Annotated in this window: 27 protein-coding genes and 1 riboswitch; of the genes, 14 read left to right on the top strand and 13 right to left on the bottom strand. The window is 62.6% G+C overall.

Going from position 1 to position 26,775, the window contains the following annotated elements; genetic code table 11:
• The first annotated feature begins 175 nt into the window (after nucleotides 1-175).
• Nucleotides 176-1,555 (top strand): FecR family protein, encoded by a 1,380-nt coding sequence (locus BUA38_RS20295; protein WP_072820572.1) that lies wholly within the window; start codon nucleotides 176-178, stop codon nucleotides 1,553-1,555.
• A gap of 139 nt (nucleotides 1,556-1,694) precedes the next feature.
• Here BUA38_RS20295 and BUA38_RS36235 read toward each other — a convergent pair whose 3' ends face one another.
• Nucleotides 1,695-2,519, bottom strand: coding sequence for an NUDIX hydrolase (locus BUA38_RS36235; protein ID WP_083587663.1), 825 nt, complete (start codon nucleotides 2,517-2,519; stop codon nucleotides 1,695-1,697).
• Nucleotides 2,520-2,665: 146 nt separating this feature from the next.
• Nucleotides 2,666-3,529: an archaetidylserine decarboxylase gene (asd, locus tag BUA38_RS20285; protein WP_072820569.1), complete on the bottom strand. Its 864-nt coding sequence runs from the start codon at nucleotides 3,527-3,529 to the stop codon at nucleotides 2,666-2,668.
• A 34-nt stretch (nucleotides 3,530-3,563) separates the two neighbouring features.
• On the opposite strand from asd, the gene BUA38_RS20280 reads away from it, so the two are divergent.
• Entirely contained in the window at nucleotides 3,564-5,228 is a 1,665-nt protein-coding gene (locus tag BUA38_RS20280; protein ID WP_072820567.1) for an aminotransferase class III-fold pyridoxal phosphate-dependent enzyme, read from the top strand.
• A 227-nt stretch (nucleotides 5,229-5,455) separates the two neighbouring features.
• On the opposite strand, the gene BUA38_RS20275 is transcribed toward BUA38_RS20280, so the two are convergent.
• The 3 genes from BUA38_RS20275 to BUA38_RS20265 all read right to left on the bottom strand — a co-directional run bounded on the left by BUA38_RS20275 (nucleotide 5,456) and on the right by BUA38_RS20265 (nucleotide 8,037).
• A complete protein-coding gene (locus BUA38_RS20275; protein WP_072820564.1) occupies nucleotides 5,456-6,091 on the bottom strand; it encodes a hypothetical protein in 636 nt (211 codons plus the stop codon).
• A gap of 127 nt (nucleotides 6,092-6,218) precedes the next feature.
• Nucleotides 6,219-6,899 (bottom strand): class I SAM-dependent methyltransferase, encoded by a 681-nt coding sequence (locus tag BUA38_RS20270; RefSeq protein WP_072826272.1) that lies wholly within the window; start codon nucleotides 6,897-6,899, stop codon nucleotides 6,219-6,221.
• A gap of 82 nt (nucleotides 6,900-6,981) precedes the next feature.
• Nucleotides 6,982-8,037 (bottom strand): glycosyltransferase family 4 protein, encoded by a 1,056-nt coding sequence (locus tag BUA38_RS20265; RefSeq protein ID WP_072820561.1) that lies wholly within the window; start codon nucleotides 8,035-8,037, stop codon nucleotides 6,982-6,984.
• A 296-nt stretch (nucleotides 8,038-8,333) separates the two neighbouring features.
• Here BUA38_RS20265 and BUA38_RS20260 point away from each other — a divergent pair, with 296 nt between their 5' ends.
• The 3 genes from BUA38_RS20260 (at nucleotide 8,334) to BUA38_RS20250 (ending at nucleotide 12,317) form a co-directional block, all read left to right on the top strand.
• Complete coding sequence (locus BUA38_RS20260) at nucleotides 8,334-9,011, top strand: L,D-transpeptidase (protein ID WP_072820558.1); 678 nt, start codon at nucleotides 8,334-8,336, stop codon at nucleotides 9,009-9,011.
• A 241-nt stretch (nucleotides 9,012-9,252) separates the two neighbouring features.
• Complete coding sequence (locus BUA38_RS20255) at nucleotides 9,253-10,803, top strand: DUF4403 family protein (protein WP_072820555.1); 1,551 nt, start codon at nucleotides 9,253-9,255, stop codon at nucleotides 10,801-10,803.
• Between the two features lie 308 nt (nucleotides 10,804-11,111).
• Nucleotides 11,112-12,317, top strand: a complete 1,206-nt coding sequence (locus BUA38_RS20250) for an ABC transporter substrate-binding protein (protein WP_072820553.1) — start codon at nucleotides 11,112-11,114, stop codon at nucleotides 12,315-12,317.
• 174 nt (nucleotides 12,318-12,491) lie between these two features.
• Here the strand turns inward: BUA38_RS20250 and BUA38_RS20245 are convergent, their stop codons facing one another.
• Both BUA38_RS20245 and BUA38_RS20240 read right to left on the bottom strand, forming a co-directional pair.
• Nucleotides 12,492-12,704, bottom strand: coding sequence for a dodecin family protein (locus tag BUA38_RS20245; RefSeq protein ID WP_072820551.1), 213 nt, complete (start codon nucleotides 12,702-12,704; stop codon nucleotides 12,492-12,494).
• 154 nt (nucleotides 12,705-12,858) lie between these two features.
• Nucleotides 12,859-13,641 carry an outer membrane protein gene (locus BUA38_RS20240; protein ID WP_072820548.1) on the bottom strand — a complete coding sequence of 261 codons (783 nt, stop codon included), beginning with the start codon at nucleotides 13,639-13,641 and terminating at the stop codon, nucleotides 12,859-12,861.
• A gap of 83 nt (nucleotides 13,642-13,724) precedes the next feature.
• On the opposite strand from BUA38_RS20240, the gene BUA38_RS36810 reads away from it, so the two are divergent.
• Entirely contained in the window at nucleotides 13,725-13,934 is a 210-nt protein-coding gene (locus BUA38_RS36810; protein ID WP_156898592.1) for a hypothetical protein, read from the top strand.
• Here BUA38_RS36810 and BUA38_RS20235 read toward each other — a convergent pair.
• Together BUA38_RS20235 and BUA38_RS20230 are read right to left on the bottom strand one after the other, a co-directional pair.
• Nucleotides 13,918-14,490: a PRC-barrel domain-containing protein gene (locus tag BUA38_RS20235; protein ID WP_072820547.1), complete on the bottom strand. Its 573-nt coding sequence runs from the start codon at nucleotides 14,488-14,490 to the stop codon at nucleotides 13,918-13,920. The two genes, BUA38_RS36810 and BUA38_RS20235, sit on opposite strands and share 17 nt — an antisense overlap.
• Nucleotides 14,491-14,634: 144 nt before the next feature.
• On the bottom strand, nucleotides 14,635-15,339 hold the full coding sequence (locus tag BUA38_RS20230; RefSeq protein WP_072820545.1) for a formyltransferase family protein: 705 nt from the start codon (nucleotides 15,337-15,339) through the stop codon (nucleotides 14,635-14,637).
• 195 nt (nucleotides 15,340-15,534) lie between these two features.
• Between BUA38_RS20230 and BUA38_RS20225 the strand changes: the two genes are divergently transcribed.
• Together BUA38_RS20225 and BUA38_RS20220 are read left to right on the top strand one after the other, a co-directional pair.
• The gene (locus BUA38_RS20225) at nucleotides 15,535-16,281 is read left to right on the top strand and encodes a response regulator (RefSeq protein ID WP_072826271.1); all 747 of its coding nucleotides are present in this window, start codon (nucleotides 15,535-15,537) and stop codon (nucleotides 16,279-16,281) included.
• Entirely contained in the window at nucleotides 16,278-17,615 is a 1,338-nt protein-coding gene (locus BUA38_RS20220) for an ATP-binding protein (protein ID WP_072820542.1), read from the top strand. Before BUA38_RS20225 ends, BUA38_RS20220 begins: the two co-directional genes overlap by 4 nt.
• A 35-nt stretch (nucleotides 17,616-17,650) precedes the next feature.
• Here the strand turns inward: BUA38_RS20220 and BUA38_RS20215 are convergent, their stop codons facing one another.
• Nucleotides 17,651-17,848 carry a hypothetical protein gene (locus BUA38_RS20215; protein WP_072820540.1) on the bottom strand — a complete coding sequence of 66 codons (198 nt, stop codon included), beginning with the start codon at nucleotides 17,846-17,848 and terminating at the stop codon, nucleotides 17,651-17,653.
• 334 nt (nucleotides 17,849-18,182) lie between these two features.
• Here BUA38_RS20215 and BUA38_RS20210 point away from each other — a divergent pair, with 334 nt between their 5' ends.
• The 6 genes from BUA38_RS20210 (at nucleotide 18,183) to thiC (ending at nucleotide 23,794) form a co-directional block, all read left to right on the top strand.
• Nucleotides 18,183-18,647: a lytic transglycosylase domain-containing protein gene (locus BUA38_RS20210; RefSeq protein ID WP_072826270.1), complete on the top strand. Its 465-nt coding sequence runs from the start codon at nucleotides 18,183-18,185 to the stop codon at nucleotides 18,645-18,647.
• A gap of 118 nt (nucleotides 18,648-18,765) precedes the next feature.
• A riboswitch (TPP riboswitch) is annotated at nucleotides 18,766-18,903 on the top strand.
• On the top strand, nucleotides 18,891-19,922 hold the full coding sequence (locus BUA38_RS20205) for an FAD-dependent oxidoreductase (protein ID WP_072820538.1): 1,032 nt from the start codon (nucleotides 18,891-18,893) through the stop codon (nucleotides 19,920-19,922). (Overlaps the previous riboswitch by 13 nt.)
• Nucleotides 19,913-20,110, top strand: a complete 198-nt coding sequence (gene thiS / locus BUA38_RS20200; RefSeq protein WP_072820536.1) for a sulfur carrier protein ThiS — start codon at nucleotides 19,913-19,915, stop codon at nucleotides 20,108-20,110. The genes BUA38_RS20205 and thiS overlap by 10 nt, the downstream gene beginning before the upstream one ends.
• 179 nt (nucleotides 20,111-20,289) lie before the next feature.
• Entirely contained in the window at nucleotides 20,290-21,072 is a 783-nt protein-coding gene (locus BUA38_RS20195) for a thiazole synthase (RefSeq protein ID WP_072820534.1), read from the top strand.
• On the top strand, nucleotides 21,059-21,664 hold the full coding sequence (locus tag BUA38_RS20190; RefSeq protein WP_072820532.1) for a thiamine phosphate synthase: 606 nt from the start codon (nucleotides 21,059-21,061) through the stop codon (nucleotides 21,662-21,664). Before BUA38_RS20195 ends, BUA38_RS20190 begins: the two co-directional genes overlap by 14 nt.
• A gap of 264 nt (nucleotides 21,665-21,928) precedes the next feature.
• A complete protein-coding gene (gene thiC, locus BUA38_RS20185; RefSeq protein ID WP_072820530.1) occupies nucleotides 21,929-23,794 on the top strand; it encodes a phosphomethylpyrimidine synthase ThiC in 1,866 nt (621 codons plus the stop codon).
• 154 nt (nucleotides 23,795-23,948) lie between these two features.
• Here thiC and BUA38_RS20180 read toward each other — a convergent pair whose 3' ends face one another.
• The 3 genes from BUA38_RS20180 to BUA38_RS37575 form a co-directional block, all read right to left on the bottom strand.
• On the bottom strand, nucleotides 23,949-25,361 hold the full coding sequence (locus BUA38_RS20180) for an IS1182 family transposase (protein WP_072816060.1): 1,413 nt from the start codon (nucleotides 25,359-25,361) through the stop codon (nucleotides 23,949-23,951).
• A gap of 102 nt (nucleotides 25,362-25,463) precedes the next feature.
• Nucleotides 25,464-26,012 carry an HD domain-containing protein gene (locus BUA38_RS20175; RefSeq protein WP_072826269.1) on the bottom strand — a complete coding sequence of 183 codons (549 nt, stop codon included), beginning with the start codon at nucleotides 26,010-26,012 and terminating at the stop codon, nucleotides 25,464-25,466.
• Between the two features lie 28 nt (nucleotides 26,013-26,040).
• On the bottom strand, nucleotides 26,041-26,565 hold the full coding sequence (locus tag BUA38_RS37575) for a DUF2380 domain-containing protein (protein ID WP_172806057.1): 525 nt from the start codon (nucleotides 26,563-26,565) through the stop codon (nucleotides 26,041-26,043).
• Nucleotides 26,566-26,775 lie beyond the last annotated feature (210 nt).

Below are 26,775 nucleotides of genomic sequence, written 5' to 3'. Positions count from 1 at the left end.
GAAATGTGGTGTCCGGGTAGGTCCGGTCATTCATGCGGCGTTCAGCCGAAGACCCCCTCAATCGCAACCGCCGTCGCCGATTGCGTTCTTGCCGCCATCGGTCCGATCGGCAAAAGTATCAAACCTATGATGTGAACCTCTCCCCTGCGCGTCCCCCGGCAATCCGAAGGCAGAGATGATCCTGTTATCAAGCGGCCCGCGCTCTGACAGATCGAAGGGTTTGCGATCGTGCGCGATCGCGTTTCTTTTCAGCCTGACGCTGCCGGGCGCAGCGCACGCCTATGCAGTGCCTACTGAGGACGCCGTGCCGGCGATGCATCTGAACTCAGGCGAGATGCAGCTCGCGCAGGCCCAGCCGGCTGCGCCCTCGCCCGCACCTGTTCCAGCTCCTGCGCCCGCAGCGAACCCGACCTCGCCCGCTGCGGCCGCGCCTGCACCTGCCACGACGCCTCCGGCGCAGGGCGCGGCGTCCGACGAGCCGATCGGCAATGTCGCAACGCTGACCGGCAGCGCCAGCGTCGTCCGCAACCAGAATACGCTGCCGCTCAAGCTCAAGGACGACATCTATCTCAACGACGTCGTGACGACGTTTGCCGATTCCACCCTCGGCATCACCTTCAACGACGAGACCACCTTCAACCTCACGGCCAAAGCCTCGATCAAGATCGACGACTTCATCTATGAGGACGGCGGCAAGCAGAACTCGGCGCTGTTCGACGTCACCAAGGGCACGGTTGCGTTTGTCGCTTCCGCCGTCGCCAAGACCGGCAACATGGAGATCACGACGCCGACCGCGACGCTCGGCATCCGCGGCACCACCGGGCTCGTCGAAGTGGACGGCGCCGGCAGCGGCGCTCACAACATCAAGCTCTATCCCGATCCGGACGGCCATGTCGGCACCATCGACGTCGCCGATCGCTCGAGCGGCGCGCGGCTCGGCACGCTCAACCAGGGCGCCAGCGGCTTTACGGTCCGTGCCGGCGCCGGCGGACGCTTCACGGCGGCGCCGCTTCGGATCTCGCCGCAACAGGCGGCGCGCGACCAGGGCGTCGTGCGTCAGGTCCATGCCGCGCAAGCCGTGGGACGGCAGGTGGTGACCGAACAACGCGCGTTACGCCGCGCCAATCCGAACCTGAACCGCAACAACCAGCGCAACGCGCCAAGTCAACCTGGTCAAGGCCGGCCGAACCAGCGTCAGCCGGGTCAGGGCCAACCGGGTCAGCGGCAGAACAACCTGCAACAGCGGCCCGGCGGCCCGCAGCAACCGGCTTCGCCCAACCGCACCGGCCAACACGGTCCGCCGGGACAAACGGGACAAACGGGTGCGCCGAACCGCGCCGGTGAGAACCGGCAGCCCGGGCAAGGTGGAGCGCCGAGCGGACAACCGGCGGCGCCAAACCGCAGCACCCAACAGGGTCAGCCGCAACAGCCGCCCGGCGCGCAGCGGCCGGTGAACGCGCCCGCCCTCCATCCAGGCGGAGCGCCGAACCGGGCAGCCGCGCCGCCAAAGCGTCCGCCGCCGCCGAAAAAGCCGCCGAGGGAAAGAAAGCGGTAAAGAATCATCCTTCGAGACGCCGCTCACGCGGCTCCTCAGGATGAGGCCTGAGCAAGCGGTCAAGAACGACCCTCATGGTCAGGAGCGCGCAAGCGCGTCTCGAACCATGAGGCCGATCCGCGCAACGCACAGCCCCCACCTACACCGCCCGCCGCAACCAGCCGCGCACGCGCTGCATCACGTTGACGCGCGAGCCATGCGGCGCCTCGCTCGTCGCATTATCCCGAGCGACAATCGCCTCAGCACCGATCGCCCGGGAAGAGCCGGCATCGAAACGTTCCGCTTCCGCGGATGACGGAGCGATCTCCCGCGTCAGCAGCGAGGCGAAGGCATCGATCGCGTCGTCGTCAGGCAATAAAGCCTCATGCTGGATGACGTCCCGCTCGATGACGTTTCGCTCGATGACGCCATGCTCAACGCCGTTCCGTTCGATCGCCGCTTCATCGGCCACCGGCGCAACCGGCGGAGAAATCGCAGATGTCGGCTTCGCTACCGAACGGCGGCGCGGGCGCTTGGCAGGCTGGGCTACCTTCATCTCGCGCGAACGACGCGCGAGCGCCGCGCTTTCCAGCGCCAGCGGTCCGACATTGGCGAGGAATGCCCGCTCGTGATCGCGTGACAACCGTTCGACGGCGGCCTCCAGCGGCAACCAGTCGACTGCGATCACATCGCGCATGAGGTCGCGCGTCGGGCCGCCCTGTGTTTCCATCCGCCAATAGTGAACGATCTTGGGGCGTCCGCCGGCGTCATAGGCCAGCGTGCCGAGGAATTCGTGCACCGAGACGTCGTGTCCGGTCTCTTCCAGCACCTCGCGCTCGGCGGCATCGCGCGGCGTTTCGCCGTCGTCGAGCTTGCCCTTCGGCAAAACCCACTCACCTTTACGTAAGCGCACCACCGCGATCAGCCGGGGCCTCGACTGCCGCAACACAATACCTCCCGCCGCCAGAACAGGCGTACGCGCCATCTCTCAATCCTTAATCAATCCATGAAGCGAGCCGGGTCCAATCGACTCATGTTTTTTATACGTCAGAAGTTCCACAAAATCGACGATGGATTCTCATTTTCGTATCCCGCCTGAAGAATCCACAACTCACTGTGGCTTTTGCAACCTCAAGGCTTTCGCAACAATGGCTGTCCGGCCTTGATCCGCGCGCCCTCGCGCACATTGTCGCAAAACTCAAAACGATCCGGCGTCAGCACGATGATGGTCGAGCCGTGCTCGAACCAGCCGAGTTCGTCGCCCTTCCGCACCTGCGCATCGCAGGGAAACGTGGTCGGCCCGCGCGTCTGCGCGTTCAGCGTCGCCTCGATGCAGTGCAGCCGCAGGCTTGCGACCAGAATCGCGGCGACCGGCACAATCGTCAGCGCCTCGCCGGACGAGAGATGCGTCTCGATCACCGCGCGTTCGTTCTTGCAGAACAGTTTTTCGACCCGCTTCAGCGCGATCGGGTTGACGTTCCAGACGTCGCCCGAGATGAAGGTGACGTGTTCGATGCGGAAGTCGGCCGGCGCGTGGAAGCGGTGATACATGCTCGAGGTCAGCCGCAAGGTGACGAAGCGGCCATTGCGGTGGGTTTCCACCAGACGGTCGTCGCCGAGCAGGTCCTTCAATGAATAGTTCGCGCCCTTGATCTGGAACAGCTCGGTGTCCTCGATCGCGCCATGCGCGCCGATGATCGCATCGCTCGGGCTCGTGACGACGGACGGGTCGGGATCGAACGGCCGCAGGCCGTCTTTCAACTCGCGGGTGAAGCAGTCGTGCAGGCTCTTGAATTCAGTCTTTTTCGCCTCGGAGAGGTCGAGGTCGGAGAACAGCCGCCAGAGCGCGATCGAGGCCGCGCAGACATAAGGGTTTTCGATCTTGCTGAACCAGCCCATGAAACGGGTGATCGCGGCACGCGGAATACGGTTGGTCAGCAGGAAATTAAGGTTTTCCTGCTCGGTCAGGGCTGTGATCAGGCCCTTCACTGTCATGAATCTGTCAGATCGACCGGCTAGCGCTTCTGGCATGGATTCGTCTCTCCCGATTCTCTCTCTATCCGCCGCAGCCGTGGCCGGCGCCGCCGCTGCTTTCCCCAAGGTCAAGGCACGCCTCGAATTGTCGCGGGCCAAGCACCGCTCGCTGAGCGGACATTCGAAGATGTCCCGGCGCGTGGCGAAGCTGTTGCCGTTCTACGAATTCTCCGGCGACCAGTACTTCAGCGCCGACGGCGCGCCGGCTGAAATCGCCAGCCAGCGCAAGGACGCCTTCTTTGCGCTCGCCAGGCTTTACGCCGAGCGTTACGCCAAGGGGCGGCAGATGACGGCGGAAGCCGTCACGCACATCTCCGACCTGCAATTCACTCGCGCCTACCGCGTGCCGTTCCAGTTCTCCAGCCTGGTACAGAAAAATCTTGGCACCTCGGCCTTCATGGAGTCTTCCTCCGGCGTCACCGTGACCGACGTCGACGGCAACGTGTTCTACGACCTCACCGGCTCCTACGGCGTCAACATCTTCGGCAACGACTTCTATAAGGAGTGCATCACTGAGGGCGAGAAGCGTGCCGAAAAACTCGGCCCCGTGCTCGGCAGCTACCATCCCGTCGTCGCCGACAACGTCAAGCGCATCTGCGAGCTTTCCGGCCAGGACGAAGTCTCGTTCCACATGTCCGGCACCGAGGCCGTGATGCAGGCGGTGCGGTTGGCGCGTTACCACACCAAGCGCACGCATCTGGTTCGCTTCGCCGGCGCCTATCACGGCTGGTGGGGCGACGTGCAGCCCGGCGTCGGCAATCCGATCGCCGCGCACGAGACCTACACGCTCGCCGACATGTCGGAGAAGACGCTGCATGTGCTGCGTACCCGCCGCGACATCGCCTGCGTGCTGGTCAATCCGTTGCAGGCGCTGCATCCGAACGTCAACGCGCCCGGCGATTCCGCGCTGGTCGATTCCTCGCGCAACGCACGCTTCGACCGCGAGGCCTACACCGCCTGGCTGAAGCAACTGCGCGAGGTCTGCACCGAACGCGGCATCGTGCTGATCTTCGACGAGGTGTTTCTCGGCTTCCGGATCGCGGCCGGCGGTGCCCAGGAATATTTCGGCGTCCACGCCGACATGGTGACCTACGGCAAGAGCCTCGCTGGCGGCCTGCCCATCGGCGTCGTCTGCGGCAAGAAGGAGCTGATGCGCCGCTTCCGCGACGATCGCCCGGCTGACGTCTGCTTTGCCCGCGGCACCTTCAATGCACATCCCTACGTGATGACCGCGATGGACGAGTTCCTGTCGCGCCTGGCGAGCCCGAACTTCCGCAGCATCTATGACCGGCTGGACGAGACCTGGAACGGTCGCGCCGAGGCGCTCAACACCCGGCTCGAGAAGGAAGACCTTCCCGTTCGCGTCGCCAACTTCTCCTCGGTCTGGACGGTGCAATACACCGAACCGTCCCGCTACAACTGGATGCTCCAGTATTATCTGCGCGCCGAAGGGCTGCACCTGAGCTGGGTCGGCACTGGACGCTTCATCTTCAGCCTGAACTTCACCGACGCCGATTTCGCGGAAGTCGAGAGCCGCTTTGTCGCGGCCGCGCAAAAGATGAAGCGCGACGGCTGGTGGTGGCATCTGCCCACGCTCACCAACAAGGCAATCCGCCGCCAGATCCTCAAAGAGATGCTGGCAAGCAAGTTTCGGCGCTGAGTCTAGGCTCGTCGTACCTTTCCGCCCCGACTTGATCGTCACGCCGTCATTCCGGGATGGTCCGAAGGACCAGACCCGGAATCCATTTCGCCACGCGCCGCATCGACAGATGGATTCCGGGTTCGCTCGTTTCACTCGCGCCCCGGAATGACGTCGCATTGAAAAACGCAAATGCCCGGCGCAAGACCGGGCATTCGAAGATTCGTAACGACGCAACGTTTCAGATCTCAGGCGTGCTTTTCGACGAGCTCGTTGTGCTCGATGATATCGAGGCCCGGATCGATCAGTTCGCCACGCAGCAGCGCGAGCGGCGCCTTGCAGTAGAGCTTGAAGTCGTTGAAGGGGTCGGTGAGGATCTTGGTCATCCAGACGAGGCCGGTTTCGACGTCGCGGATGAAGAAGAGCTGCACACCGCGGAACAGCAAACCGCCGAGACCCACCACGAGCCACACTTTGGCGACCTGACGCATGAAGTCGGCCGGCGAAGCCCAGGGCGTGACTAGGCCGAACAGCGTCGGATCGACATAGAGCACGACCGGCGACAAGGCCCAGATCGTCATCAGAACGATCTTGCGGCGCAGGTTATAGCCGACCTTGATCTCTTCCTTGTGCTCGTGGGTCGCGTGGTTGAGATGGTCGTAGTCGCGCGGCTCGAAGAAGAAGTGTCCGGCCTGGCGCGAGGTCATCGAGACCAGCCAGCCGATCAGCGCCGACATCAAGGGATCGAAGAACATCATCACGTAGCCGATGAGGAAGCTCACGGCGCTGACGAAGTGCAGGCTCTGATTGATCCGGCTGTGGTGATAGAAGCGATGGTCATCCCAGCGCTGGATCCGCAGCTGCTCCCGGAAATTCTTGATCATGGTCTTCCCCAAAAGGTGATTCGAAGGAACTTTACAGGATTTCGATGTCTGGTGTGTGACATCATCATAATGTCACAAAACTCTTTGCAGTGACGCTGTCATAAAACTCAGGTGCGCGAGCAAGGCCTTAGGCCGATGCCGCAATCTTCCGGATACGGACCAGCGAGAAATGGCCGAACGGCGGGATCAGGCGGCGCTCCACCAGCTCCACCTTCTTGGCGCCTGACAGCCAGTTGGTGTAGCGCGACCACGCGAACTCGGCCGTACGGAAACCGAGGTGGCGAACCACCGGCTGCAACCCCTGCTCGATGAACCGGCGCATACCCTGATCGGCGCTGACGCGGGTGAGGATGATCAGTTCGCCGCCGGGCCGCAGCACACGGGCAAATTCGTCGAGCGCCACTTCCGGATTCGGTACAGCCGTGACGACATATTGCGCCATCACGACGTCGAAGCTGTCGTCTTCGAATTCGAGCTTCTCGGCATCCATCACCGCAAGCCCCTCGACATTCTTCAACTTCTGCTCGGCGACGCGCTTGCGCGCCTTGTTGAGCATGGCTTCCGAAATGTCGGTGCCGAAAATCCGCAAGTTTGGCGAATAGAGCGGCAATGAAATGCCGGTGCCGACACCGACTTCCAGCACGCGGCCGCCGATCTTGTTGGTGGCCTGGATCGCGGCGTCGCGACCCTTGGAGAACACGCCTCCGAACACGAGGTCGTAAACCGGGGCCCAGCGGTCATAGGCCTGTTCGACCATTTCGCGGTCGAAGTCGAGTTCAGTGCCGTCCAGCTTGATGCTCTCTGCCATCGTCGTTTTCTCGTTTCCTTCGTAAAGCGCCGATCCGGCGTAGCCCGATCCGGCGTCTGATGTGTGGTCCTGACGTTGACTCTTAGCCACCCACTGCATGACTTTCCGCCACGATCGGCACCTGACGTGGCGACCGGCTCGGTTGCAAGGCACTCAGGTTACCGATGAACTGACGCGCGCTGTTTTCCCAGGACCGCTCCAGCGCAAATTGCCGGCAGGTTTCACGCGATTGGTTAAGCGCACGCAGGCACGCCGCGCGCAGGTCGTTATCGAGCGCGCCGATCGGATGATCTGCGATCACGTCGATCGGGCCGGTGACCGGAAACGCCGCGACCGGCGTGCCGCAGGCCAGCGCCTCGAGTTGCACGACGCCAAAGGTGTCGGTGAGACTGGGGAAGACGAAAACATCCGCGGCGGCGAGATGCGCGGTTAGGTCCGCGCCCTTCTTTTCCCCCAAAAATTTCACATCGGGATATTTTTGCGCGAGCTCGGCCCGCTGCGGCCCGTCGCCGACCACGACCTTCGTGCCGGGCAAGTCGAGCGACAGGAACGCCTCGATGTTCTTTTCGACCGCGACGCGTCCCATGGTCATGAAGATCGGGCGCGGCAGGTCGAGCAGCGCCGGATGATCCGGGTTGAACAACTTCGTATCGACGCCGCGACCCCAGAAGCCGAGCTTGCGGAAGCCACGCCCGGCGAGTTCGTTATAAAGGGACGGCACCGCGACCATCGTGGTCGCCGCCGAATTGTGGAAATGGCGCAACACCGCGTAGCTGACCGCGGCCGGAATAATTGAGCGGACCGCGATATATTCCGGAAAGCGCGTCGTATAGGACGTCGTGAACGCAAGCCCGTGCCGGCGGCAATAGGCGCGCACTGCCCAGCCGACCGGACCTTCGGTCGCGACGTGGATCGCTTCAGGGTTCGCGGCTTCGATTCTAGCTGCAATCTCGCGCCGGTTCGTCCACGCGACGCGCAAGCCCGGATAGGTCGGCAATTCCATCGAGGGAAAACCCTCAGGGGTCAGAAATTGAATCTCCGCGCCGAGCGGGCCTGCGGCTCGCTGGAGCGAGGTCAATGTGCGCACCACGCCGTTGACCTGCGGATGCCAGGCGTCTGTCGCTATCAAGATTCGCATCGCCGATTCAGCCCTGCTGATTCTTTTCGGCGCGACGTTGCGTCAGAGATATTTCAAGCGTGTGACGTCATAGAGGTTAACGACCCCGATTTTCGCATGGCGACCACTTTCCGGGGTTAATGGTTGTTTGCGGGGCCCTTCCCGCCGCTTCATGACACTGAGATGAAACGATTCATGAAGGCGGTGAAGACATTTTCGCTAATCGGCGAAAATGTCCGGAAACGGTTTGCGGTTAAGGATCGTTCCCAACGACGTGGCCCAAACGGTCGCGCAACGCTAACAACAGGGGGCGGTAGATGTTCGGATCTCGTAATCTCGTTTCGTATTCGCGCCGCGCTTTGGCGAGCGTGACACTGATCGCTGGCGCGATGGCGTTGACCGGCTCGGCTACCGCCGCACCCTTGCCGCTGTTTCCTTTCCCGGCGCTCGAACAACCGCGGGCCGTTCAGCCCGCCCCGTCCGACGAGGGCGATGCGCCGTTCGAACTGCCGGCGCGCTTCAAACGTCAGACCGTCAACTATCCGACGCGCGAGCCGGCGGGCACGATCATCATCGATAATCCCAACACTTATCTCTATTATGTGCTCGGAGGCGGACAGGCGATCCGCTACGGCATCGGCGTCGGCCGCGATGGTTTCACCTGGTCGGGCGTGCAGACGGTCACGAAGAAGGCCGAGTGGCCGGACTGGACTCCGCCGCCGGAGATGATCGCGCGTCAACCTTATCTACCGCGTCATATGGCCGGCGGCCCCGGCAATCCGCTCGGCGCACGCGCGATGTATCTCGGCGGCACGGTCTATCGCATTCACGGCACCAATCAGCCTTCAACCATCGGCACCCACGTTTCTTCCGGTTGCATTCGCCTCACCAACCAGGATGTCACCGATCTCTACTCACGCGTGAACGTCGGCACCCGGGTGATCGTGATGCCGATGGAACGCCGCGCCGATAACGCGCCGGCCCAGCGAAGCTAACGCTTCTAGTTTCCTAGTTTCCCCCAGGGACCTCCCCCAAGGTCCCACATAAAGAAAGGCGCGGCGTCCCCCCGCACCTTTCCTGCTTTTGTAAGGCCCTGCTTTTCCTAACAGAAACAATCCGACCATATTGCAGCCGGAGCCTTCGAGCATATCTTGGGCCTATCGAATTACCGGCAAGCGGGGTAGCCGCCCCCCACCCCGGCCCTATAGAGTCTTATTGAATCAGTCCGGGGGGACGATGCGTTTGAAGGTCATTCTGATCGGGGCCGCAGTGCTCGCGATCTCGTTTGTCGCCAGTTTGCTGGCGATGGACTGGCTTTCTCCGCGTGGCTCGGCCTTCCGCCCGGCCGTGGCCGAACTCCCACCACTGCCGTCCGCCCCCCGCAGCTCCGTCATCATGGCCCAGATCGCCATTCCCATCACCGCGATCCAGGCCGCGGCGGATCGCGGCACGCCGCGCAATTTTTCCGGCAAGGCGGATAATCCGGTGTCGCAGGTGCTGCAAAACGCCGACATCGGCTGGACCGCCTCGCGCGGGCCGATCGGGGTTTCCGGCGGACAGGACGCCCTGTCCCTCACCACCGGCCTGAGCGGAAAGCTGAACGTCACGGGTTCGCTGGCCGCCAAGACCACCGGCGCGGTCGGAGATGCCATCGGCGGGCTGCTCGGCGGCAACGTCGCCAAGCAGATCAGCAGCATCAACATCAAGGGCGTCAATGCGTCCGCCGAGATCAAGGGCAACGTGACCGTCAGTTCGCGACCGAAGTTCTCGGCTACCTGGCGGATCGAACCCAATCTGAGCGGCCAGGTGAATCTCGGCGACACCAGCCTCGCGGTCGCCGGCGCCCGCGTCAACGTGCCGGCGCAGATCAAGCCGGTGATCGACAAGAATGTCGCCGACCAGGTCGAGGCCGCAGGCAACCGGATTCGCAACGATCCTTCGTTCGAACGCAATGCGCGCATCCAGTGGAGCAAGGCCTGCCGTTCGATTCCGCTCACGGCCGGCAATGCTTCGGCGCCGCCGCTGTGGCTGGAGTTACGGCCGACGCGGGCAGTCGCGGTGCAGCCCAGTGTCAGCGCCACCACGATCATGATGACCCTCGGCATCGAGGCGGAAACCCGCATCACGCCGAAAGAAACCACGCCGATGTGTCCGTTCCCGGAAAAACTTTCGATCGTGCCGCCGACGCAGCCGACCGTCAGCATCGGCATCCCCATCGACATTCCCTTTGCCGACGTCGACAAGCTGGTGGAAGCGCAACTGATCGGACGCCACTTTCCCGAGGACGGATCGAGTTCGACCGATGTAACCGTCAAGCATGTGCAGGTGGCGGCTTCCGGCGACCGGCTTCTGATTTCGCTTCTGATCAACGCCAAGGAGAAGGCGAGCTTCCTGTCGTTCGGCGGCGAGGCCACCGTCTACATCTGGGGCAAGCCGACGCTCGATCAGAAGAGCCAGATCCTTAGGCTCACCAGTGTGGAGATGGCGGTGGAGTCCGAGGCCGCCTTCGGGCTGCTCGGCGCGGCGGCACGCGCCGTTATGCCGCATCTTCAGAAGGTGCTGGCCGAGAAGACCACCGTGGACCTCAAGCCGTTCCTGGGCGATGCGCAAAAGATGATCGCAAGCGCGGTCTCGGACCTGCAAAGAAGCGACAACGGCGCGCGGGTGACGACCGATATCGCCAACCTCGCTTTGTCCGACATCGCCTACGATTCCAACACGCTGCGGCTGATCGCGGAGGTCTCCGGCACCATCAACGTGACGGTCGCGGCGCTGCCCGGGTTTTGAGGCAAGCTGCTTTTCCTCATCCTGAGGAGCATCGCAAAAGCGATGCGTCGGATGAGGCCACCGGCCGGGCCTCATTGTTCTCCTGGCGATGCGGAGCATCGTCCAGCGACGGCGTATCGTCTTTCGTGCCGTTCGCTAACGACCTCGCCAGCGCTCGGTCTGCTCGGGCACCCGCCTCCTCACCATGAGGGTTAACGAGTCCTCCTTCCTGTACCGCTCCCGGCTGACATCTTTTCAGGCTTGGCGGACGCACGCGAAGCCGGGTACAAAAGCGGTAATAAAACAACAGCAATATCCAGGGAGGGATTATGAAATCATTTGCAGCCACGCTCATGGCCGGACTTGCACTCGCTGTGTCCGGTGGGGCCGCGAGCGCACAGATCTCCGACGACGTCGTCAAGATCGGCGTCCTGACCGACATGTCGAGCCTTTATGCGGACGCCACCGGCAAGGGGTCGGTCGCCGCCGTGCAGATGGCGATCGACGATTACAAGGGCAAGCTGAAGGTCGAAATGATTTCGGCCGACCACCAGAACAAGCCCGACATCGCCTTGTCCATCGCCCGCAGCTGGTACGACAACGAGAAGGTCGACGCGATCTTCGACGTGCCCACCTCCTCCGTCGCGCTGCCGATTTCGGCGCTGACCCGCGAGAAGAACAAGATCCATATCAACTCTGGCGGCGGCACGTCCGACCTCACCGGCGTTGCGTGCTCGCCCAACACGGTGCACTGGACCTACGACACCTATTCGCTCTCCAACGTCGCCGGCAAGGCGATGGTCAAGCGCGGCGAGGACACATGGTTCTTCGTCACCGCGGACTATGCCTTCGGCATGGCACTCGAACGCGATGCTGCCAATGTCGTGAAGGAGAACGGCGGCAAGGTGCTCGGCGACGTGCGTCATCCGCTCAACAATTCGGATTTCTCCTCCTTCCTGCTGCAAGCTCAATCCTCGAAGGCCAAGGTGATCGGTCTGGCCAACGCCGGCGGCGACAGCCAGAACGCGTTGAAGCAGGCAGCCGAGTTCGGCATCACGCAGGGCGGGCAGAAGATGATCGCGCTGCTCACCGAAATCACCGACGTACATTCGCTCGGTATCAAGGCGACGCAGGGGCTGATCGTCACCGACGCCTTCTACTGGGATCGCGATGACGAGACGCGCGCCTTCTCCAAGCGCTTCAACGACAAGGTCGGCCACATGCCGACCATGATCCAGGCCGGCCTCTATTCGGCGACCATGCATTACCTGAACGCCATCGAGGCGATCGGCACCGACGACTCGCAAAAGGTGATGGCGCAGATGCGCGCTACCCCGGTCAACGATTTCTTCGCTCACGGTGGCAAGATCCGCATCGACGGCCGCATGGTCCACGACATGTATCTGTTCGAGGTCAAGAAGCCCGAGGAATCGAAGGGCGAGTGGGATCTGTACAAGCTGCTCGCCACGGTGCCGGGCGACGAAGCCTTCCGTCCGCTCGACAAGGGCAATTGCCCGCTGGTGAAGACGAACTGAGGTTTGTTCGCACCGTCATTGCGAGGAGCGCAGGCGACGAAGCAATCCAGAATCCTTATCCGCGGTCATGACTGGATTGCTTCGCTTCGCTCGCAATGACGACCAAACAAAAAACGCGCCCGGCAAAACCGGACGCGTTTTCTTCATTCTGACACTCGAGCTCAAATGCTCTAGTCAGTCCTCGAATTTGAAGGAGACGTTGAGCTTGGCGCGATAGGCTTCAACCTTGCCTTTGGCATCGAGTTGCAGGTCGAGCTTGACGACTTCGGCGACGCGAAGATCTCGCAATGTTTTGCCGGCCCTGTCGACGGCGGCCGCGGCCGCCTTCTCCCATGATTCCTTGCTGGTACCGATCAGTTCAATGACTTTGTAGACGCTCTCGGTCATGTCGTCCTCCCGTTCGGTCTTGGCAGGAGGCAGATGCCTCTGCCGTAGGCCAAGACTAACAGGGGGACATCGACGCTGAAAGGCGCAAAGTCGCTTCAGCAAAAAGGGCCCTGACCGAAGTCAGGGCCCTCGATGTCTGAACGACCGTGTGCGGTCAGTACTTCGCCACCACCGGCGTAAGCGGGGTGATCGGATCGAACTTCAGCGAGAAGCGCGCCTGAACGACGTCCGCACTGGTCTTGATGGAGCGACAGTCGACGGAGCAGAAGGCAACACCATCTCCCGGGCTGATCATCGTGGTCGTGCCAAGGTCGACATGCTTGTAGTCCAGACCGATGACGATCGCGGTCTGCCTGCCCTTCCAGACAGCCCAGTCGACGCCGGCGCCTGCGAACCACCCGTCATGGCGCTTGCTAAAGTTGTCAAACTGAAGGAGCGCTGGACCAACCCTGACGAAAGAACTCGTATTGATTTCTCCACTTGCGTAGCCGCCCTGGCCATAGAAGAAGACGTCCCGCCACGCGTAGCCTACCCGCGGACCCACGGTGACAACACTCTGAAGGCCTGCGGCGCAGCTGAGCAAGAAAGGATTGGCACAACCGGTAGCCGGCGAGCCGGCAACCTGCGTGTCGTCGAAGCCGGAGAACCACGAGAAGTCTACGCCGAGCACCCAGTTGTTGCTGAACTGATATTGAGCCCCGCCATTCAAGCCGCCAACGCCGAACGACCCGTTGTGGTCGAAGCGGGTCGCGCCGATGTTGGGCCAGACGGCGCTCTGGGACGTCCACATGCCGCCGAAGTTGGCGCCGACGTAAACGCCGGTCCAGTTGAATTCCGGAATGATCGGTGGTGGCGGCGCTTTGACCGGCAAATCCGCGGCGATGGCCGTGCTGGTTCCGAAGGCCAGCGCGGAAAGCAGCAATGCGATTCTCTTCATGGCACTCCCCCCAAACGACTCATTCAAAAAAGTGAACTTGCCGCTAGCATAGCGCCAGTGCCTCCAAAGGCGACGAATACATTATGCATTTGCCCGGTTCCAAGGCGTTTTTGCTGCCGGAAGTGATCTATCTGCAACAAAAAGCAACGGAGCGCATGACGGCCGAGCCTAGATTTGCCGCACGACGGAATGATCAATCTACCGCACTGCAAAAACGCGCCCGGCAAAACCGGGCGCGCTCTTCACTGCCGCTGCTTATGGATGCCGAATTCAGCCTTACTGCGCGTACTTGAACTCGGGCATCGACTTCAGTTCGTCCTTGTTCGCGTTGAACACCGCGTGGTCGGGATACCAGGGATTGGACTTGGTCGCGCTCGCGGTGCCGGCCGAACCCGTCGTGGTCGGAGGCATCGTGGTCGGATTGGCCGGGCGATTGGCCATGCTGCCGCCACCCGCGCCCGGCGTGCCGGTGCTGGCCGTGCCGGTATAGGCGATGGCTTCACTGGAGAACTTCACTTTCTCCAGCGGAACAGCAACGAGGTGTTCGCCCATGCCGAGGAAGCCGCCGACGCCAAGCACCACCGCCTTGATGTTCCCGCCCTTGTCCATCAAGAGGTCATTGATCGAACCGAGCTTCTCGTTGTTTTCGTTGTAGACGCTCAGCCCCACGACCTTCGAGGCGCGCCAGTCGCCCTGCAACTGCGAGCTTGACAGTGTCGTCGAACCCGATGTGCTCGAGCTCGCAGCCGTATCTGCGCGGTCGGTGGTCGGGGTCGGGGTTTGCGCCGATGCGATGGTGGCGAGTAGCGCCGTGCTGGCCAACGCCGCCGTGAAAGCTTTTGCGAACATGTGTGTCTCCTCCTTAAGCCCAAAGGTGAAGAGAAAACACGATGCTGCAATCGGCGTTCCGTTGTTCCCCGAATTTCGAATGCGACAATGCAACGCGTGTTCCGCTGTGACACAGTTCCTGCAATCCGCTGCGAGCCGGGGAACTCAGTTTCTGCCGAGCGTCTCGAGTTCACTCACCGCTTGGGGCTCGGTGACGGCGCGGAATTCGACGCCGTGCAGACGGATCGACGGCGCGACGCCGAAGTAGTTGCCGCCGAACACCTTCAGCCGCCGCTCGAGTTCGCTCTTGGAAATGTCGAGCGGGATCTCGCACATCGCGCGATAGTTCTGGCGCGAATATTTCCTGTTGCTCCACGCAACTGGCAGAGCCGGCGGAGGATCGCGGTCCGTCGCCAGCCACTTCGCCGTGCGCCAGAACAAAAGCGCGAGATGGGCATAAGCGAGACCTTCGAGCCCGAGCACCGTGGTGTGCGGCGGAATTGGAAACGAGGCGAGTTCGATGATCGGACCGGCATCGACCTGTTCGACCATGGCATGGACGGTCGCGCCGAAATCCGCCGCCTGATCGTAGATTGCAAAATGCGCCGGCGCCCATCCGGGATAAGTCGGCGGTCCCGGATGAAAGTTGAAAGCGCCGTAACCGACCAGAGCCAAAATCGACCGCGGCACGATCACCGGCGTCACGAAGGCGATCAGCCGCGAACGCTTCAGCACCGCTTCGCTCAAGCCGGCCAGTTCGCTCGCGCGCTCGATCGACACCACGGTGAGGCCGGGGTTATGGCCGAGCAGCGCCGACGGCAGAACCGCTCGTTCGATCGGGCCGGTCAGGAGGATAACGGTATCGAACATGAGCTTTTTGTAAGAATTTTCGCTGCCGACGCCGTGCTAAGGGAATCGCTTCGAAGTGACGGGGACATCTTTCCGGAAGGCGCGCCCATCTGGCAAAAGCGGACTTGTTGCACGGTGTTGCGCCTGCGAAGACGGAAATATCTGGAAACAAAAAAGTGGCGCAGTGGAGTGGTATTGTCAGGCAGAGGATTCATGATGGCCCCCGTACCGCCGAACATTCTTGTCGTCGAAGACGACCGCGAAACGCGGACGCTGATCGCGAAATATCTCCGTAACAACGCCTGCAACGTCACGACGGCCAATGATGGGCGCGAGATGAGCCGCGCCATGACCGACCATCGCGTCGACCTCGTGATCCTCGACGTCATGTTGCCCGGCGAGGATGGCCTGAGCCTATGCCGGAAGATCCGCGGCGAGTCGCAGGTGCCGATCATCATGCTGACCGCGCGCGGCGAGGACGTCGACCGCATCCTCGGCCTCGAGATGGGCGCCGACGATTATCTCGCAAAGCCCTTCAATCCCCGCGAACTGCTCGCCCGCATCAATGCCGTGTTGCGCCGCCAGGCAGCGGCGCAAACCGCAAGCGCGGTGATGGGCGCAACCGCGCTGAACTTCCAGGGCTGGCGGATCGACTTCCGCCTCCGCGAACTGCGCAACCCGGCCGGCGCGCGCGTGGCGATGACGTCAGCTGAATTCGACCTGCTTCGCGCCTTCTGCGAACGCCCGGGCCGGGTGCTGTCGCGCGACAGCCTGCTCGACCTGACGCAGGGCCGCAACGCCGGTTCTTTCGAACGATCCATCGACGTGCTAGTAAGCCGCATCCGCCGCAAGATCGAAACCGACCCGCAGGACTCCAGCATGATCAAGACCGTGCGCTCGGGCGGATATCTGTTCACACCGACGGTGGAGCCTGCGGCGATGCCGGTCGACGGAGCCAAATGAAACTGGCCGACTTCCTCAACCTGAGGACCATCAGCGGGCAGATCACCGCGCTGGTGCTCACCTCGATCGCGGCCATTCACCTCATCCTGACGATCATCTTCCTGATCAGCCGCCCGGAGCAGCCCGACCTGAGCGTCGATCGCGGTCACGCGCAGTTCGCCGCCGCGGTGCAGTTGCTCGGCGCCGCGCCGGCCACCGAGCGCCCGCGGCTGCTCGTTGATCTGGCGCGCGCCTTTCCCAAGCTCGACATCCAGCCGTTGCCGCCGGGACCCGTTCCCGAAGCAGGCGATCCTGAAAAATTCGACCTGCGCGGCCTACACCGGCGGCTCGACGCGAGCTATCGCATTTTTCCGCTCGTCAACGACCAGAAGCACCAGCGCGTCGGCATTGTGTTGCCCGACGGCGCGATGATCTCGGCGCGCGTGCTGCGCGATCCGCGGCCGCGGCCGTTCTGGGGCGGACCGTGGCTCGCGACGCTATTATTCGCGATCGTCAGCGTCAGCCTGCTCAGCCTGTGGGCGGCGCGGGCGTTGACAGCGCCGCTGTCGGCGTTTGCGAAGGCGGCCGAGAATTTCAGCGTCAACGGCGCGACGGCGTCCCTTCCCGAACGCGGCCCGGAGGAGATCCGCTTCGTGGCCAAGGCGCTGAACCGGATGCGCGAACGCATTTCCACCCTGATCGACGACCGCACCAAGATGCTGGCTGCGATCAGCCACGACCTGCGGACGCCGATCACGCGGATGCGGCTGCGGGCGGAATTCATCGAGGATGACGGCCATCGCCGTCGCATGATGAGCGATCTCGACCAGATGCGCTCGATGCTGGAAGCGGTGTTGTCGTTCCTGCGCAACGACCGCAAGCTGGAGGCGATGACGCTGACCGATATCGCATCCACGCTTCAGCTCGTCGCCGATCAGTTTGCCGACGTCGGCCACAAGGTGGTCTACGAAGGCCCGCAGCGCGCCATGGCGACCGTGCGGCCGGACGACCTGACGCGCAGCGTCAACAACCTCGTGGAGAATTCCGTCCGCTACGGCGCCCACGCCACCATTCGTCTCGAAGTCTCGGCCGACACCGCAACCATCGAGGTCGAGGATGACGGGCCCGGCATTTCGGATGCCCGCAAGGAAGTCATGCTGGAGCCGTTCGTGCGCGGCGATGATGCGCGCAACATGGATGACACCACCGGCTTTGGCCTCGGCCTTTCGATCGCACGCGCGATCGTGCTCGCGCATGGCGGCGAGTTGTCGCTTCACGACCGGCAACCGCACGGGCTGATCGTACGCATCGAATTGCCCGTGAGGCAGGTTAGCCGGCAGCTCGCAGCGGAATAAGTTTGGAGCTCTTGCGCTAGCGCGCGGACGTCGCTCTACGCGGCGATCGCGTCGTCGGTCTCTTGTGCATCGAAATAAGCGACCGACTCGAAGTGATAGTCACAGGCCATGCATCGCCACAGATAGAAGGTGCGGCCGGGTTCTTGCTCGACCCATTCGGGGAGCGAAATCAATCTGCCGCATTGAGCGCAGGGATTTTCCCGAGGCAAAGAACGGAGTCCTGATCCGGCCATGGCGCACCTCCCGTTTTTTGTTTGTATGGCGTGACGTCCTGAAGCTCGGGCATGAGTCGCGATGGGACAGAGTTGCTGTCGGATGCGACGTGTTGCGAGCGAGACTTTGATGAAGCAGTAATGAGGCAAATCGACGGCGAAGTCACCGCGACGCGACGCCGCGATGATTCAAATTCGCCGCACATTTCGATTAAATGCGGCCCGCCTGCTTTTTGAGGCGGCCAAATATGGCAGGCCGGTTTTTCGCCACATCTATGTCGCAGCAAGCCAAGTCATTGCGCGGATTTCGATGCTTCACTGCAGCATCGCATCGCGCGGCTGGAGGCCATATCGGATGAAGCACCTTGTAGCCCTCGCCTCGCTTGGCTTGGCCCTGACCCTCGTCTTCCCGGGATCGGCGTTCGCCCAGCGCAGCCAATATGACGAGATGGTCGCGCGGCACGCGCAGGCCAATGGCGTGCCGGTCGAGCTGGTGCATCGCGTGATCGTGCGCGAAAGCCGCTATCGCCCGGGCCTGGTCGGACGCGGCGGGGCCATCGGCATGATGCAGATCAAACTCGCGACGGCGCGGGGCCTCGGCTATACCGGCACGGCCGAAGGACTGCGCGACCCCGAGACCAATCTGACTTACGCGGTAAAGTATCTCGCCGGCGCCTATCGCGCTGCAAACGGCAATCAGAACCGGGCGGTCAGCTACTATGCGGGCGGCTACTACTATGTCGCCAAGCGGCAGCGCCATGAATCTAGCCTCGGGTCCGACGTCCCGGACAGGGTGCGGAATGACGTGATGCCCCGCTGAGCCCTGTCCCGGGTGCGTTGCACTGCGTCCGGGGCACGCAGGCAAAGCGTCTGAGCTATGCAATCGGTGCAGTTCCCGGTCGGACGCGTTGACAGCTTCGTCCATAAGCCTAAATTGAGCCTGTTCCGAGGGGAGCTCCGACGAGGAGCTGAGAGACTGCACCCTCCGGGTCCCATTTTCAGGACCAGGAGACCGCGGTGACCCTTTGAACCTGATCCGGGTCATGCCGGCGAAGGGACAGGGATGTACCAGAATTCGACGAACCCGCGGGGGGATTCCCCGATTTCCGTCACCCCGATTTCTGTGATCGGCGCAGGCATCGCAGGTGCCTGGCAAGCGCTGTTATTCGCCAACGCCGGCCGCAGCGTGACGCTACACGAGCGCAGCGACGCCGCGATGACGCAATCCACCAGCCACTGGGCCGGCGGCATGCTCGCGCCCTATTGCGAGGCCGAAGCCACCGAGCCCGCGATCGTACGGCTGGGCCTTCGTTCGCTGAAACTGTGGCGCGACTATTTTCCGGACACCGCCTTCAACGGCTCGCTGGTGGTGGCGCATGCGCGCGACCGCGCCGATTTCGAACGCTTCGCGCGGCTGACGAGCGGCTACCAGCGGCTCGATGCGCAAGGCGTCAGCGAGATCGAGCCTTGGCTCGAAGGACGCTTTCGCGAGGGACTGTTCTATGCCGAGGAAGGCCATGTCGAGCCGCGCAAGATCCTGCCCGAGATCCATGCGCGCATTCGCGCAGCCGGCGGCAACATCGCGTTCGACAGCCGGATCGAGCCTGAGGATGTCGACGGCATCGTGATCGATTGCCGCGGGCTCGCCGCGCGAAACGAACAAAGCGAGCTTCGCGGCGTCAAGGGCGAGCTGATCCTGATCGAGACCGACGAGGTCGAGCTCAAGCGCCCGGTGCGGCTGATCCATCCGCGCTTTCCGCTGTACGTGATCCCGCGCGAGAACCACCGTTTCATGCTGGGGGCGACCTCGATCGAGAGCGAGAACAGCGGCGTCAGCGTCCGCTCGGCGCTTGAGCTATTGGGCGCGGCCTATGCCGTGCATCCGGCCTTTGGCGAAGCGCGCATCCTCGAATTCGGCTCGGGGCTGCGCCCGGCCTACCCTGACAACCTGCCGCGCATCGCGATCGATAACGAGCGCATCGCGGTGAACGGGCTCTATCGCCACGGCTTCCTGCTGGCGCCGGCGCTTGCCGAACTCACGCTCGGCTATGTCGAGCGCGGCACCATCGACAATGAGGTGATGCGATGCGCGTGATCATCAACGGCGAAGCCCGCGAGATCGCCGCGATGAGCGTCGATGCGCTGCTCAGTGAGCTCGACTACGAAGGCACGCATTTTGCGATCGCGGTGAATTACGACGTGCTGCCGCGAAGCCGCTGGGCCGAAACTCAACTCAAGGCTGGCGACGAGATCGAGATCATCACGCCGCGGCAGGGAGGATAGTTCGTCATGCCCGCGCCCCATCGTCTTACGTCGTCCCTGCGAAAGCAGGGACCCATAACCACCGGCTTGAAGAACGGCCACGAGCGTCTCCCTGCGTGCCAGCTACTGATATCACGCGGTATGGGTCCCGGCTCGCGTTCGCTGCGCTCTCTTGGCCGGGACGACGAGGATAGACACTGATGCTAACCTTCTACGGCAAAACCTTCGCGTCCCGCCTCCTGATCGGCACGGCGCTCTATCCCTCGCCCGCGATCATGCAAAACGCGATCCGCGCCTCCGGCAGCGAGATCGTCACGGTGTCGCTGCGGCGCGAGGCCGCCGGCGGCAAGACCGGCGATGCGTTCTGGAATCTGATCCGCGAGCTCAATGTGACGGTATTGCCGAACACCGCCGGCTGCCGCAGCGTGCGCGAAGCGGTGACGACCGCAAAACTCGCGCGCGAATTGTTCGCCACCAACTGGATCAAGCTGGAAGTGATCGCCGACAACGACACGCTCCAGCCCGACGTGGTCGGCCTGGTCGAAGCCGCCGATATCCTCACCAAGGACGGCTTCGAGGTGTTCCCCTATTGCACCGAGGATTTATCTGTAGCAACGCGGCTGGTCGATGCCGGCTGCAAGGTGGTGATGCCCTGGGCCGCGCCGATCGGCAGCGCGAAAGGCATCATCAACGCGGACGCGCTGAAACTGCTGCGCGACCGCCTGCCGGACGTGACGCTGGTGGTCGATGCGGGTCTGGGCGCGCCGAGCCACGCCGCACGCGCGCTCGAACTCGGCTACGACGCCGTGCTGCTCAACACCGCGATCGCAAAAGCGACCGATCCGGTCGCGATGGCAGGCGCGTTCCGCGTCGGCGTCGAGGCCGGACGCACCGCTTTTGAGGCTGGCCTGATGGAAGCGCGCGACTTCGCCTCCCCTTCAACCCCTGTCGTTGGGACACCGTTCTGGCATGCCGTATCCTGATCGCTTTTATCCCGTCGTCGATAGCGTCGCCTGGGTCGCGCGGCTGGCGCTGCTCGGCGTCGGCACGATTCAGCTTCGCGCCAAGAATTTGACCGAGGCGGACGCGTTGCAGACGGTGAAGGACGCCCTTGAAGTCATCAGGGGCACCGCCGCCAAGCTCGTCGTCAACGATTACTGGCGCGCGGCGATTGCAACGGGTGCGAAACATCTGCACCTCGGCCAGGAAGACCTTAGCCAGGCCGACGTGCCGGCGATCCGCGCCGCCGGCCTCACACTCGGCATCTCGACCCATGACGATGCGGAACTCGAGACCGCGCTTGCCGCCAAGCCCGATTATGTCGCGCTCGGCCCGATCTTTCCGACCACGCTGAAGTCGATGCGCTTCGCGCCGCAGGGCATTGCGAAGATCACCGAATGGAAGCAGCGCGTCGGCGCGATTCCTTTGGTTGCGATCGGCGGCATCAGGCTTGAACAAGCGCCCGAGATTTTTGCAGCCGGCGCGGATTCGATCGCGGTCGTTTCCGACGTCACCCAGAACGCCGACCCCGACAAGCGGGTACGCGCCTGGCTCAGACTGAAGGAGGCCGCGTGATGCGAGCTTCTATTGTGTTCCTATATTATCGCGCGCAGAGGCTCCCGCAGTCTCTGTTCCCCTCCCCCTTGTGGGGAGGGGTTAGGGGTGGGGGTGAGCCGCACGATGGCTCATCGCTACCCCTCTCCCCACCCTCCCCCACAAGGGGGGAGGGAGTGAGAGAGCGTCGCTCGCGGCTTTACAACGCAACAACCTCGAGGTTCCGGATCGCGCCGCTACGCGGCTCGTCCGGAACGACGTGTGAGTAATTAAAAGGAGGACCATATGAACATTCGCCCCGATCCCGACACGACCGTCCCCGCCGTGACTACGGGCCCGTTGCCCTCCTCACGCAAGATCTTTGCAACCCCGGATGCCGCGCCCGATCTGCGCGTGCCGCTGCGCGAGATCATCCTCTCCGAAAAAGCCGGCGAGCCTAATCTGCCGGTCTATGACACTTCGGGGCCCTACACCGATCCGAACGTCGTGATCGACGTCAACAGCGGGTTGCAGCGACATCGCACCGCCTGGGTCAGGGAGCGCGGCGGCGTCGAGGAATATGAGGGCCGCAGCGTCAAGCCGGAAGACAACGGCAATGTCGGCACGGCCCATGCCGCAAAGGCCTTCACCGGCTATCACAAGCCGTTGCGCGGTCTCGACGGCCACAAGATCACGCAGCTTGAGTTTGCGCGCGCCGGCATCATCACCAAGGAGATGATCTACGTCGCCGAGCGCGAGAATCTTGGCCGCAAAGCTCAGCTCGAACGCGCGGAAGAAGCGCTCGCCAACGGCGAGAGCTTTGGGGCCGAGATCCCGCCGTTCGTCACGCCGGAATTCGTGTGCAGCGAAATCGCACGCGGCCGCGCCATCATTCCCTCCAACATCAATCACGGCGAACTCGAGCCGATGATCATCGGCCGCAACTTCCTCACCAAGATCAACGCCAATATCGGCAACTCCGCCGTGAGTTCGTCGGTGGAAGAGGAAGTCGACAAGATGGTGTGGGCGACCCGCTGGGGCGCCGACACCGTGATGGACCTCTCCACGGGGCGCAACATCCACACCACCCGCGAATGGATCCTGCGCAACTCGCCGGTACCGATCGGCACGGTGCCGATCTACCAGGCGCTGGAAAAGTGCAACGGCGATCCCGTCGCGCTGACCTGGGATCTCTACCGCGACACGCTGATCGAACAGTGCGAACAGGGCGTCGACTACTTCACGATCCACGCCGGCGTGCGGCTGGCCTACATCCATCTCACCGCAAATCGCGTCACCGGCATCGTCTCGCGCGGCGGCTCGATCATGGCGAAGTGGTGCCTGGCGCATCACAAGGAGAGCTTCCTCTACACGCACTTCGAGGACATTTGCGACATCATGCGCAAATACGACGTGTCGTTCTCGCTCGGCGATGGCCTGCGTCCGGGTTCGATCGCGGATGCCAACGACCGCGCGCAGTTTGCCGAACTCGAAACGCTCGGCGAACTCACAAAGATCGCCTGGAAGAAAGGCTGCCAGGTCATGATCGAAGGCCCCGGCCACGTGCCGATGCACAAGATCAAGATCAACATGGACAAGCAGCTTAGGGAGTGCGGCGAAGCGCCGTTCTATACGTTGGGCCCGCTGACCACCGACATCGCGCCGGGCTATGACCACATCACCTCAGGCATTGGCGCTGCCATGATCGGCTGGTTCGGCTGCGCGATGCTGTGTTACGTGACGCCGAAGGAGCATCTTGGGTTGCCGGATCGCAACGACGTCAAGACCGGCGTGATCACCTACAAGATCTCGGCGCACGCTTCCGACCTCGCCAAGGGCCACCCGGCGGCGCAACTGCGCGACGATGCGCTGTCGCGCGCGCGGTTCGACTTCCGCTGGGAGGACCAGTTCAACCTCGGCCTCGATCCGGAAACCGCGTGCAAATTCCACGACGAGACGCTGCCGAAGGACGCCCACAAGGTCGCGCATTTCTGCTCGATGTGCGGCCCAAAGTTCTGCTCGATGAAAATCACGCAGGACGTGCGCGACTACGCCGCGACGCTCAATGACCAGGAACAGGGCATGGCGCAGATGAGCGCCAAGTTCAAGGAAATGGGCGCGAGCGTCTATCTCGATGCGGACAAGGTGAAGGCGAGCAACAAGGTGTTGTAGCCTTCCGCAAGTCGTGCCCGGGCTTGCATGCCCGCCGTAGCCTCGGCGAAGGCGGGACCCGGTCATCCATCGGACAAATAAAGGCCGGGCGAAACAGGCTGTGTGGAAACGAGAGGCTGCGGTGATCCGGGGCCTCTTTTTTTAATTTTTAGGGTCAGGCGAGCCTAATCTTGAGGCTTTGCGAGCCGATGAGATTGATGACCCGCATGATGTTGTAGACAAGAACGCTGAGGGCGGCTTCAGTCTTGACGTTGGTAAGGCCTCGGGTGAGGAACCTGCCGCCAGCCGTCATCCGCTTGATGGTTCCGAACGGGTGTTCAGCCGCGCATCGCCGCTGCCGCATGAGGTGTGGATCGGCTTCGACGCGGGCATTCATGCGTTGAAGCGCGTCCTCGTAAAGGTGTCTTTGAACGAAGCGGCGCTCGACGCGGGTGCATCTCGGCTTGAGCGCGCAACCCGAACAATCGTCGGCGATATACAAGACGCTCTGCTTTCTGGTGAGGATTTGCTTGCGCACCAGTGTTCGGCCCGCCGGACAACGAAAACTGTCGGTTTGCGGCTCATAGATGAAGGCCGTGCGGTCGAAGAAGTCGCCCTGATTGTTGACGGCCCGGTTCGCTGGCACACAAGGCGTGATGCCATCGTTCTCGCAGGCTGCCGCGTCTGCTCCGTTCGAATAGCCAGCGTCCGCCACCACCGTGAGCGTATCGGCCGCCACCGCATCCTTCGTCGCCTTGGCCATCGGATGGAGCAGCCGGTTGTCGGTGGGTTCGGTTGTAACCTCATGGTGGACGATCAGCCCCGTCGCAGCATCGACCGCCGTCTGGACATTGTAGGAAGGAGGCTTGGAGCCTGCCCCTTTACCCATCGGCCGCGCATCGAGCTCACCTTCTACAAGACTAGTCCGATCTTCCGCCTTAAGTCGCGCCGCCAGAGCATCAAGGTCGGTGCGGCGTGCCCTGAGAGCCTGGAGAGCCGCAGCCGTTTGTTCCGCATCGCTATCGGCCCGCTCGCCCGCATCGATGCTGTCGAGGTTGGCAAGATAAGCCGCGATCTGTTGATCGATCCGGCCGGCCTCTTCGGCGACCTTGCGTTCGCCCATAATCCGCTTGGCGCTCGCCACCGCCCGGAACTTCGAACCGTCGAGGGCCACCAGACGGGCCGCAAATAGTCCCTGCTCGCGGCAGAACAGCACGAAGGCCCGGCATGCCCCTACGATCCCGGCTGCATTGTCCCGCCGAAAGTCCGCAATTGTTTTGAAGTCGGGGGCAAGCCGCCCCAACAGCCACATCAGTTCGACATTGCGCCGGCACTCGCGTTCCAGCTTGCGGCTCGAACGAACCTCGTTGAGGTACCCGTAGATATAGAGCTTCAGAAGATCGCGCGGGTCATAGCCGGGCCGCCCGGTCGCCGCCGGTGTCGCTCGAACCAAGCCGAGCCCGAACATATCGAGACCTTCAACAAAGGCATCGATTACCCGCACCGCCGCATCAGCGGCAACGTAATCATCGATCCGTGCCGGCAAAAAACTCGCCTGGTTACGGTCCCCACCTCGAATGTAGCGCATGAAAAAGGCCGCATCATTAATGATGCGGCCTCTCTATCTGATTTGCCCCAGTTCTCACACAGCCTGGAAAGCCCGGCTTTTTTCTTCTGAAAATCTTCGCCTTCACTCGCTAAGAACCGCAAGTTCGCGCGCCAGATTCTCCCGCGCTCTCCAATCAAGCGCCTGTGCAAAAACCGCATCGGGAAAGATCACCGGCTTTGCTGCGAAGCGCTGCAGCACGTCGGACCGGCCCGCCCGATAGACGGCATCCGGTACGTGCGCGAACTCCTTGCGAATGGCCGCAGCATAGGTGTCGTAACGCGCCGGCTCGGCGGCCAGGATCGACAGATCGATCGAAATCAGGATGGTTCCTAATTTATCGCCCGCCTCGACCTGATGCGTCCTGGTCAGGCGGATCAGCCTGCCGACCTCCTCACGCATCTCCGCACCGAGATTCTGTTCAGCGAGTTGTGCGCTGAGCTCCTCATTGTCCGATCGCGTCGGATCATAGACGACGTCGTGCCACCAGATCGCCGCTTCCAGAATGGTGCGCTCGGCCCCCGACAGGGCATCGACACGAGCGAGCTGGTCGAGACAGTCCTGGATATGAGCCAGATTGTGATAATGCCGGTTCGCCGCCGAATAAGCGGCGATCAGATCTTCGCGGGTCATGCGCATTCCGGTGCTTGAACGAAGGCCCTCACCTCTTCTCCAGCGCATCCCTGACGCTGCCGCTGACGAAGGCGGCGGCGCGACGGTAGGCTTCGTCGGTGTCGCCGCGAAAGGTGACGTTCTGGCGAAACAGCACCTTGTCGGCCTCGAGGTCGAGCAACTGGATGTCGCCCCATTGCACCAGCGTGCTCATCTTGTGGATGCCGCCATAGACGACGAAGCGCGCGCCCGAGCGGCGGCTGGCGTCGATGAACCTGGCCGGCTGCATGTTGATGGGCGTACAGGGCGGATCAGTGCATTCGAGAGGCTGCACGTGATAATCGCCTTGCGAGCTGAGGCTCTCGCGGAGCAGTTCGGTGAAACGCAGCATGCGCGCCCGATGCTCCGCGCGCTGATCCCTGACTTCGCCTGAGGTGTCGAAATAGTCGAAGTCGGCCACCGCGACGGTGAGCGGCGCCGCCGAAAATCCGGGACTGAGCTGAATCATCTGAGATAACAGCGCGGCAGCCGCACCAAACGTTGCGATACCGCTGGCTCGACCTGTCATGCTCATCCTAGTACCCACTTTCCGAAGTTCGTGCACCATCTCAGCACCCACCATCCACGAACTTCGGAAAGTTATGGGTACTAGCAAACTCATGATTCTAGTGCCGCTTTCTATTTGAAGTTCCTGGATCGAGTTCGCCGCTTGTGGTGCAGGAACTTCAAATAGGCGGCACTGGTCCTCCCTGCCATGTTCGGCATCACCACGATATCTCATCCT

The sequence above is a fragment of the Bradyrhizobium erythrophlei genome, assembly GCF_900142985.1.
GTDB classification, from domain to species: Bacteria; Pseudomonadota; Alphaproteobacteria; order Rhizobiales; family Xanthobacteraceae; genus Bradyrhizobium; species Bradyrhizobium erythrophlei_B.
Note: the sequence above shows the minus strand (reverse complement) of the source record. Positions and strands in the feature narration are given on the sequence as shown.